We start from the raw sequence: 10,181 nt of genomic DNA, 5'->3' as shown, positions 1-10,181 counted from the left end.
TCAGCATGAGGTTCTCAGGCAATTTCGACATAACCGACCTCATGCTGAGGAGCCCCGAAGGGGCGTCTCGAAGCACGAGGGCGGTGGGCGCAGAGGTTGGGGCAAGGCCCCCTCACCCGGCGCTGCGCGCCGACCTCTCCCCGAAGGGAGAGGTGAAGAGAGGCCCCTACCCCTTCAGCACCCGAGCCGATTTGCGGAAATTGGACCAGGGGTCGGTGTCGAGAGTGGCGAGGCGGGCGGGGGCGTTGGCGAGGGTGAAGTGGGCGGGGCCGATATCGGGGCCGAGTTCATCCCAGGAGAGGGGCATCGAGACGGCGGCGCCGGGGCGGGCGCGGGTGGAGTATGGGGCGACGGCGGTGGCGCCGCGCTGGTTGCGCAGATAGTCGATGAGAATCTTGCCCTTGCGCTTGGACTTGGTGATCGTCGAAACGTAGCGATCGGGCTCGTCGGCCGCCATGGCATCGGCGAGGCCTTTGGTGAAAGCCTTGACCGCCGGCCAGTTGGTCTTGGGCTTGAGCGGGGCGCAGACATGCAGGCCCTTGCCCCCGGAGGTCTTGACGAACGGCACGAGGCCGGCGACTTCGAGGCGGGATTTGACCTCGAAAGCGGCATCGATCACCGCCTGCCATGCGACCCCGTCACCGGGATCAAGATCCATGATGATGGTATCGGGGTGCTCCCAGTCGGCAACCGTCGAGCCCCAGGGATGGATCTCGAGCGCCGCCGACTGCACGAGGCCCATGAGACCATCGAGATCGCGGATGGCGATCAGCTCCTCGGTCGCCTTGGTCGCGGGATCATCGACCGACTGGATATGAGCGTTCATGCCCTTCCAGACGTTCTTCTGGAAGAATTTCTGGCTGCCATCGATGCCATCGGGGCAGCGCAGCAGCGCCAGCGGGCGGCCGGTGATGTAGGGGGCAATGAAGCGCCAGACCTCGACGTAATAGTCGGCGAGCCCCTCCTTGGTGATGCCTTCGTCGGGCCAGTAGACGCGATCGGGATGGGTGAGCGTGACGGTGCGGCGCGGGGGCTTTTCCGCCTTGGCGGCCGATTTCGTCGGCTTTTTCTCCTCACGCACGATCTCGGCGGCGGGCTTGTCCTCGCGCAGGCCGCGAAAGGCGGCGTGGCGCAGATTGCCATCGCCGGTCCAGGCGCGGAACTCGACTTCGGCGACGAGCTCGGGCTTGACGAAGCGCACGCCGCGCCTGGCATCGGCCGTGAGCTTTTCGGCAAAGGGGCTGTCATCGGTGCGGAGGGGATCGAGGCGCTTGAAGAGATCGGCCGCGACTTTTGCGGTGAAACCCGTGCCGACGCGGCCGACAGGACGCAGGCCGCCCTCCTCGTTGACGCCGAGGACGAGCGAGCCGATCGCCTTGTCCGAAACGCTCGAGAGCACATAGCCGCCGATGACGAATTCCTGCCGGGCCGAGCATTTGGATTTGACCCAGTTGCGCCCGCGACCGGGGCGATAGGGGGCGTCGGCGCGCTTGGAGACGACGCCTTCAAGGCTGAGGCGGCAGGCGTGGCGGAGGACAAGGGCGCCATCCTCGCCGAAATGATCGGAATAGCGCAGCACCGGATCGGCATCGGCGAGCAGGGTCTCGAGCACGTGCTTGCGCTCGACGAGCGGAACGCCGGTCAGGTCCTGGCCATCGAGATGCATGAGATCGAAGAGGTAGAAGACGAAGCGATCGCTGCGGCCCTCGGAAAGGTCATTCTGGAGGGCGGAGAAGTCCGAGGCGCCGGAGCCGGCTTCGACCACGAGTTCGCCATCGAGCAGCGCGGTGTCGCAGGGCAGCGCCGCGAGGGCGGCGGGCACTGCGGTGCCGAAGCGGTCGGTCCAGTCAAGGCCGGAACGGGTCAGGAGCCGGGCCTCGCCCTTTTCTATATGCGCTTCAAGGCGGTAGCCGTCGAACTTGATTTCGTGAATCCAGTCGGGCCCCTCGGGCGGCGCCGTGACGAGTGTGGCGAGCATGGGCGGGAGGAAATCGGGTAGCGCGGCCTTTTTGGCGCCCTTGATGGTGGCGGGGGCTGACTTTTTCGCGCGTTTGGCGGCAGGCTTCGCCGCAGCAGGCTTCCTGGCCTTCGCGGCGGGCTTCTGGTCAGCGGGCTTTTCGATCTTGCCGGTCTTTGATGACCAGCCGGGCGCCTCGCCCGCCACATCCTTGATGGCGCGGCCGGTTTTGACGGAATCGGGGGCTTCTTCGAGGATGTCGGGCGCATCTTCTGTGCGCGCGAATTCGTCCTCGGCCTTGATCAGAAGCCAGTTCTCCCGCTTTTCGCGCGGGCGCGGCGCCATCTTGACGAGGTGCCAGCGGCCATGGAGCTTTTCGCCCGCGATGGTGAATTCGAGATGGCCCTTGGCATAGCCGCGCTCGGGATCGTGCACGGGGGCCCAGGTGCCGCGATCCCAAACGATGACGGTGCCGCCGCCATATTCACCCTTGGGAATGGTGCCTTCGAAATCGCCATATTCGAGCGGGTGATCCTCGACATGCACGGCGAGGCGCTTTTCGCCCGGCACGAGGCTGGGGCCGCGGGTGACGGCCCAGCTCTTGAGCACGCCATCCATCTCGAGGCGCAGATCGTAATGGAGGCGGGTCGCATCATGCTTCTGGATGACGAAGCTGTTGCCCGCCGATTTGCGTCGGCGGCCGCCGCGCGGTTCGCTGGTGGTCTTGAAGTCGCGCTTCTTGCGATAGGTTTCGAGCACGGCCATGGCTCAGCTCGCCTTCTTGCGGGGCTCGGACTTGGTTGCGGTTTTTTTGGTTGCCGTCTTCCCGGCGGCCGGCTTTTTCGCTGCGGTTTTTTTCGCAGGCGCCTTGTCGCCGCCCAGCCCGGCGCTTTCGCGCAGCGCGGCCATGAGATCGACGACCTTTTCCTCGCGCCTCGGCTTGGGCCGGGAGATGGGCTTGCCCTCGAGCTTGGCGTTGACGAGATCGGCCAGCGCCGCCTCGTAGCGATCCTCGAAATCGGCGGGGTCGAAATGGCCGGCCTTGGTCTTTATGATGTGGCGCGCGAGCTCCAGCATCTCGCCCTTGATGGTGAGTTTGGGAATCTCCTCAAAGGCTTCGGCGGCGGAGCGCACCTCATAGTCGAAGTTGAGGGTGGCGGCGACAAGGCCATCGCCCTGCGGCCGGATAAGCACCGTGCGGACGCGGCGGAAGAGCACGGTTTCGGCCAGCGCCGCGACTGACTTTTTGCGCAACCCCTCACGGATCAGCCCATAGGCCTCCTCGGCATGGCTGCCATCGGGGGCGAGGTAGTAGGGCTTGTCGATATAGACCTCATCGACCTGGTCGCAGGGCACGAAGGCCGAGACATCGAGGGTCTTGTCGCTTTCGGGCACGGCGGCGGCAATCTCGTCGGGCTCGAGCATGACATACTCGTTGCCGCCCACATCATAGCCCTTGACCTGATCGTCGCTCTCGACGGGCTTCTGTGTGGAGATATCGACAAAGACGCGGCGGACGCGGTTGCCGGTCTTGCGGTTGATGGTGTGGAAGGCGATGCGGTCTGAGGTGGAGGCAGCGGTGTAGAGCTTGACGGGGCACGACACCTCGCCGATCCGCAGATGGCCCTTCCAGTTCGCGCGCGGTGCCATGGCATTCCCCCGAATGAGACTCGGGACGATCAACGGAGATCGTGGCGGCCGGTTCCGATGACGCGCCGTGGGACCGGCAGTGGGAGGGGTAAAGGCGGGTGCCGGCACCCGCCACGGCCTGTCAGCCGCCGGTCACCGACATGTGGCGGGAGACGGCGGGGCCGGTGTGGTCGCGATCGAGGATGAAATCATGCCCCTTGGGCTTGAGGATCATCGCGCGCTCCATGGCGTCGTCGAGCGCGCCGGGGCCGCCTTCGCGGATGGCCTGGCGGAGATCGACCATATCCTCCTGCCCCAGGCACATATAGAGCTGGCCCGTGGCGGTGAGCCGGACGCGGTTGCAGCTTTCGCAGAAATTGTGGCTCATGGGCGTGATGAAGCCCAGAACGCCGCCGGTCTCGCGCACACGATCATAGCGGGCCGGGCCGCCGGTGCGGTAGCTCGTGGGCTCGAGGGTGTAGCGCTGCATGATGCGCTCGCGCATTTCCTTGAGCGGCAGATAGGCATCGACACGATCCATGCCGACATCGCCCAGCGGCATGCCCTCGATAAGGGTGAGCGAATGGCCCCGGCCATGGGCCCAGAGCATCATGGGCTCGATCTCGTCATCATTGATGCCGCGCATCGCGACCATGTTGATCTTGACCTTGATGCCCGCTTCGGTCGCGGCATCGATGCCATCAAGCACATCGGCGATGCGGCCGCGCCGGGTGATCTCGGCAAAGCGCTTCTCGTCGAGCGTATCGAGCGAAACGTTGATGCGCCTGACGCCGGCCGAGGCGAGGCCCTGGGCATGGCGGCGCAGCTGGCTGCCATTGGTGGTCAGCGTCAGCTCCTCGAGCCCCTGCCCCAGATAGGTGCCGAGCCGGGTGACGAGCGCCATGATATCGCGGCGCACCAGCGGCTCGCCGCCGGTGAGCCTCAGCTTCTTGACGCCGCGCGAGACGAAGGCGGCGACGATCTGGTCGACTTCCTCGAAGGAGAGGACCTCCTTGCGCGGCAGGAACTGCATGTTTTCGGACATGCAATAGGTGCAGCGGAAATCGCAGCGATCGGTGACCGAGACGCGCAGATAGGTGATGGTGCGGCCATAACGATCGACCAGCGGCCGGGCCTGGCCGGTCGGCGCGATGTCCTTTTGCTGTATGATCGTCACTCCCATGAGGGGGACCCTAAACCCACTCGAGTTTGTATGACAAGGGGGCGCACGCGGCCTTGCGGAAGAAAGTTTGGAATGCTTCTATTGTCGTACGAGCCTATCATACCAATCGGTCCTGCCCCATATATCCGCCAGGATAAGTCGGAAGGGGCGGCACGATACGTCCACCCCTCGGACAGCGGAGGAGCAGCATGCTTGCCAGCCACACAGCACCGGACATTCGCCGCCCCCTCGATGCCGGGCTCGATGGCGACGACCCGGCGGCGGCCTTCGCGCTGCTCGAAAGCGGCCGGCAGCGCGGGCTTGCGGGCGTACTGATCACCATCGTGGGCGTCGACGGCGGCGCACCGCGCGCGCTGGGCTCGCATATGGCGGTGCTCGAGGATGGCAGCTTCGTGGGCTATATCTCGGGCGGCTGCGTCGAGGCATCGGTGGCGGCCGAGGCGCTGACGGTGTTCGCCGGCGGCAAGGACGCGGTGCTGCGATTCGGGCGCAACTCGCCTTTCATGGATATCCGCCTGCCCTGCGGCGGCGGCATCGACCTGCACATGCATGTGCGACCCGATCCGCAGATGGTGTCGGGTGCGCTCGAGGCGATTGCCCGGCGCGAGAGCTTTGCCATCGACTTCGTGCCCAAGGCGAGCCGCGCGACGCTGGTGCGCGGCACTGACCCGGGCGGGCCGAGCGACTGGCGCGACGGCGCCTTCCGTCGCCGCTATCTGCCGCGCACGCGCCTCGCGCTGGTGGGCCGCGGGCTCGAATTCGAGGCGATGATGCGCGTCGGCCGGGCGGCGGGGCTCGATGTGGTCGCCTTCACCCCCGACGAGCACGGGCTGGCGGTGGCGCAGAGCCTGCGTGTGCCGGTGACGCAGCTGGTTTCGCTTGGCCATGTGCCCCCCCTGCCCGTCGACCGCTGGACGGCGGTGGTGTTCTTGTTCCACGACCATGACTGGGAAGGCGCGCTTCTGGGCCAGGCGCTGGCGACTGACGCCTTCTTTGTCGGTGCGCTGGGCAGCACGCGGACGCAGGCGCGGCGGCGCGAACATCTGGCGCATGCCGGGCTGACCGAAGCGCAGATCGCGCGGGTGCGCGGGCCAATCGGGCTCTTCGGGCCGACGCGCGACTCGGTCTCGCTGACGCTCTCGGTTCTGGGCGAAATCGCCTCGGAGCGGATCGCCGCCGAAGCGGCATGACGGGGCTGGGCGATACGGCGCTGGTGGTGCTGGCGGCGGGGCTGTCGCGGCGCTATGGGGCGGGCAACAAGCTGCTCCATCCGTTTCGCGGCAAGCCGCTCGTGGCCCATATCGCCGAACTGGGCGCGCAGCTGCCGGTGAAGTTTCGCATCGCCGTGTGCCCGCCGGACGCGCCGGAGCTCGACGTGATCTTCACGGGCGCCGGCTTTGAAATCGCACGCAATCGTGATCCGGCATCGGGACAGGCATCCTCGCTCGCATGCGGCATATCGACCGCCGCAGCGACGGACGCGGAGGCGGCGATCGTCTGCCTGGGGGACATGCCGGGGGTGACGGCCGACCATCTCGGGGCGCTGCTCGGCGCCCTCGAAACGGCTGGGGCCACGGGCCTTTCATGCAGCATCGCGGACGGCGTCAGGATGCCGCCGGTGGCGATAAGTGCCCGGCGCTTTGGGGCTTTCGCTGCGCTTTCGGGCGACAAGGGTGGCCGCGACCTGCTGGCGGAAGCCGCGCCGGTAGCGGTTGATGCAGACCTGCTTGCCGACTACGACACGCGCGAGCAACTCGAGCGCGCTGGGGCTTAAGTGGACAATCGCGGTATACTTTAAGTCCTTGGAATGCATGAAGAATTGATGTCGGACAGTCACACGAAGCGTTGACAGCCGCCGCGCTTCGGGCGCAGTCTCCGCCTCGCTGACCTCCCCCTCGCTCAAGCCCGAGGCTCCCTGCACTGGGGGCGGAACAGCATGAGCAACTCCGGCCCTGAACAGGTAACGGAGTCATGGAAGGAGGAGGTTATCCCCATGCTCAACTTCAGACTCAATGGCCAGGACGTATCGGTAGACGCGCCCGGCAACGCGACGCTGCTCTCGGTGCTGAGCAACGACCTCAAGCAGGCCGGCCCGAAATTCGGCTGTGGCCTGTCGCAGTGCGGCGCCTGTTCGGTGCTGATCGACAGCGACCCGGTGCGCGCCTGCCAGACCCAGGCCCAGGCGGCCGTCGGCCGCTCGGTGACGACGCTCGAAGGCCTGCGCGAAGACGGTGAGCCCAATGCGCTGCAGCGCGCCATGATCGCCGAGCAGGCCGCCCAGTGCGGCTATTGCGCCAACGGCATGATCATCGTCGCCCAGGCCCTGCTCGACCGCAACCCCACCCCGACGGAACAGGATGTGCGCAGCGCGCTCAACGGCAATCTCTGCCGCTGCGGCACGCATAACCGCATCGTGCGCGCCGTTCTGCGCGCCGCCCAGGAGGCGTGAAAATGAACCTCATGATCGACCGTCGTACTTTCCTCAAGGGCACGGGCGGTTTCCTCGCCGTGTCCTTCCTGCTGCCGAGCGCCGTGTTCGCCCAGCAGGCCGCCGCCAATGCCGGCCCGGAACTGCCCGGTGACCTGCGCAACCATCCGCAGCTGAGCTCGTGGCTGCGCATCAATGCCGACGGCACGGTGAACCTGTTCATCGGCAAGGTGGAACTGGGCCAGGGCGCGCTGACCGCCGTGGGCCAGGTGGCCGCCGAAGAGCTGGTGATCGACTTCAACCGCCTGGTGATCCTCGCCGGCGACACCGAGCTCTGCCCGGATGAAGGCACCACCGCCGGTTCGCAGACCATGCCGAACTGCGCGCCCGCCGTGCAGCAGGCCGCCGCCGAAATCCGCGCCATCCTGCGCAAGCTGGCCGCCGAAAAGCTCGGCGTGGGCGAAGACACCCTGACGCTGGCCGACGGCACCATCACCAGCGGCGGCCAGTCGGTCACCTACTGGGACCTCGTGGCCGACCTGCAGCTCGAAGTGGATGCCACCGGCACCGCGCCGCTGCTGCCGATCGCCGAGCACAAGGTCATCGGGCAGAATATCCCGCGCGTCGACATCCCGGCCAAGATGACCGGCGAGGCCATCTTCGTGCAAGAGATGAACCCCGAAGGCGTGCTCTATGGCGCCATCGCACGTCCGCCCACCTACAAGGCGACTCTCAACGACGTCGACCTCGCCCCGATCGAGGCGATGCCGGGCGTCCGCCAGGTGATCCGCAATGGCAGCTTCCTCGGCGTGATCGCCGAGCGCCAGGACCAGGCCTGGGCCGCCGCCGATGCGCTCGAGCGCACCGCCAACTGGAACGTGCCCACCGGCCTGCCCGGCCATGACGGCATGGAAGAGTGGCTGCTCACGGCGGAAGCCGAGGAGAAGGAGTGGAAGAACACGGTTCGTGCCGACGGCACCGCCGTGGCCGAGACCTACGAGGCCCAGTACTACCGCCCCTACCACATGCACGGCTCGATCGGCACCTCTGCCGCCATCGCGCAGAAGGGTGAGGACGGCAAGATCACCGTCTGGACCCATTCGCAGAGCGTGTGGGCAACCGCTGCCGCCATCGAGAAGATGCTTGGCCTCGCCGAAGGCATGGTCCACGCCATCCACACGGAAGGCTCGGGCTGCTATGGCCACAACATGGCCGACGACGCTGCCGCCGATGCCTGCCTTCTGGCCAACGCAATGCCCGGCACGCCGATCAAGCTGCAGTATACCCGCGCCGGCGAGCACAAGTGGGAGCCCTATGGCTCGGCGATGGTCAACAAGCTGTCGGCGACGCTCGATGCCGAGGGCAACATCCTCGACTGGGAACACCACATCTACTCGACCCCGCATGGCTCGCGCCCCGGCGGCAACCCGGGCAACCTGCTTTCGGCCCGCTACCTCGATCCCCCGTTCGAGCAGCCGACCCCCAATGATGGTGGCCCCCCGAACTTCTCGGCGACCCGTAATGGCCTGACCAATTACGAGCTTCCGGGCGAGCGGGTGGTGACCCACTTCATCCGCGAGATGCCGCTGCGCGTGTCCTCGACCCGCGGGCTGGGTGCCTATGCCAACGTGGTGGCCATCGAGCAGTTCATCGACGAACTGGCCGTCAAGGCCGGCGCCGACCCGGTGGAATATCGCCTGCGCTTCCTCAAGGACGAGCGCATGCGGGACGTTCTGACCCGCTGCGCCGAAGCCTTCGGCTGGGACAATTACGAGCGCCAGCCCAACCGCGGCCGTGGTATCGCGATAGCCCGCTACAAGAACTACGCTGCCATGACCGCCGTGGCCGTGGAAGTTCAGGTGACCCGACGCAACGGCCTCGTCCGCGTGCTGCGCGCCGTGACCGCAAATGATGGCGGCCACATCGTGAGCCCGGATGGCATGGCCAACCAGGTCGAAGGCGGCGCCATCCAGGCGTTCTCGTGGGCGCTCAAGGAAGAGGTCAAGTTCGACAACACGCAGGTGCTGTCGACCGACTGGGCCAGCTACCCGATCCTCACCTTCGGCGAAGTGCCGCCGGTGGAGAACGTGCTGATCGACCGTCCGGGCGAGCCGTATCTGGGCAATGGCGAATCCTCGCAGGGCCCGGCCGGCGCCGCGGTGGCCAACGCCATCGCCGACGCCATCGGCACCCGCATGCGCCATGGCCCCTACACGCCCGACCGCGTGCTGGACGCCATCCGCAACGCCTGAGGCGTGCGCTGATCATGGGGCGGCAGGGAAACCTGCCGCCCTTTTTCGCCTGACGGCCACCGCCCTGCCGCAATCGGGCGCAGGATCACCGGTTCTACCCTCCATTGCCTCCAAAGGGGTCGATAGCCATGTTTACCCTCGTCGCAGCCTCCAAAAAGCCGATCCATGACGGCATCGTCGCCACGCGCCAGTTCGAAACCATCGAGGCTGCGGAAAAGCTGATGCGCGACTGGGCGCTTTACGGCGTCGACAACCAGTGCAACGAAGCCGACCTCATCTATATCTGCGACGCCCGCGCCAAGCTCGTGCGCACCTGGAACTGGGCCAAGCGCCAGTCGCTGCCGGCTTGAGCGGCTGAGCTTGCGCTTTTGGGGGGTGGGGAGAGCCGGCGGTTTGTCGCCTGTCGTGACTGCGGAAGCAGGGACGACATCCGGGTGACTGAGAGACTGAACCCCTCACCCCAACCCTCTCCCCTGAGGGGAGAGGGGGCGAGAGATCAGCGAAATGCCGCCCTTTCCCTTCTCCCTGAGGGGAGAAGGTGACCCGCAGGGTCGGATGAGGGGTTCAGATACGGGCTTAGCCGAGAGGCTGCACCCCTCACCCCGACCCTCTCCCCTCAGGGGAGAGGGTGCGAGAGATCAGCGAAATGCCCCCCTTTCCCTTCTCCCCTGAGGGGAGAAGGTGACCCGCAGGGTCGGATGAGGGGTTCAGATTATGGGCTCGAGCCGAGAG

General features: G+C 66.6%; 8 protein-coding genes. 5 read left to right on the top strand and 3 right to left on the bottom strand.

Annotated elements, in window-relative coordinates; genetic code table 11:
- Positions 1–166: 166 nt before the first annotated feature.
- The 3 genes from ligD to moaA all read right to left on the bottom strand — a co-directional run bounded on the left by ligD (position 167) and on the right by moaA (position 4,769).
- Positions 167–2,722 (bottom strand): DNA ligase D, encoded by a 2,556-nt coding sequence (gene ligD / locus BT183_RS02005; protein WP_072338736.1) that lies wholly within the window; start codon positions 2,720–2,722, stop codon positions 167–169.
- 3 nt (positions 2,723–2,725) lie between these two features.
- The gene (gene ku, locus BT183_RS02000; protein ID WP_072338735.1) at positions 2,726–3,607 is read right to left on the bottom strand and encodes a non-homologous end joining protein Ku; all 882 of its coding nucleotides are present in this window, start codon (positions 3,605–3,607) and stop codon (positions 2,726–2,728) included.
- Positions 3,608–3,728: 121 nt separating this feature from the next.
- On the bottom strand, positions 3,729–4,769 hold the full coding sequence (moaA, locus tag BT183_RS01995) for a GTP 3',8-cyclase MoaA (protein WP_072338734.1): 1,041 nt from the start codon (positions 4,767–4,769) through the stop codon (positions 3,729–3,731).
- A 188-nt stretch (positions 4,770–4,957) separates the two neighbouring features.
- Here moaA and BT183_RS01990 point away from each other — a divergent pair, with 188 nt between their 5' ends.
- The 5 genes from BT183_RS01990 to BT183_RS01970 all read left to right on the top strand — a co-directional run bounded on the left by BT183_RS01990 (position 4,958) and on the right by BT183_RS01970 (position 9,799).
- A complete protein-coding gene (locus BT183_RS01990) occupies positions 4,958–5,959 on the top strand; it encodes an XdhC family protein (protein WP_072338733.1) in 1,002 nt (333 codons plus the stop codon).
- Entirely contained in the window at positions 5,956–6,543 is a 588-nt protein-coding gene (locus BT183_RS01985; protein ID WP_072338732.1) for a nucleotidyltransferase family protein, read from the top strand. Before BT183_RS01990 ends, BT183_RS01985 begins: the two co-directional genes overlap by 4 nt.
- Positions 6,544–6,762: 219 nt before the next feature.
- Positions 6,763–7,218, top strand: a complete 456-nt coding sequence (locus BT183_RS01980) for a (2Fe-2S)-binding protein (protein WP_072338731.1) — start codon at positions 6,763–6,765, stop codon at positions 7,216–7,218.
- A gap of 2 nt (positions 7,219–7,220) precedes the next feature.
- Entirely contained in the window at positions 7,221–9,449 is a 2,229-nt protein-coding gene (locus tag BT183_RS01975) for a molybdopterin cofactor-binding domain-containing protein (RefSeq protein ID WP_072338730.1), read from the top strand.
- Between the two features lie 128 nt (positions 9,450–9,577).
- Positions 9,578–9,799, top strand: coding sequence for a hypothetical protein (locus tag BT183_RS01970; RefSeq protein ID WP_072338729.1), 222 nt, complete (start codon positions 9,578–9,580; stop codon positions 9,797–9,799).
- Positions 9,800–10,181: the final 382 nt, after the last annotated feature.

Origin of the sequence: Devosia enhydra (assembly GCF_900119845.1) — a bacterium.
GTDB lineage: Bacteria > Pseudomonadota > Alphaproteobacteria > Rhizobiales > Devosiaceae > FPKU01.
This window is presented reverse-complemented; position numbering and strand designations above follow the sequence as displayed.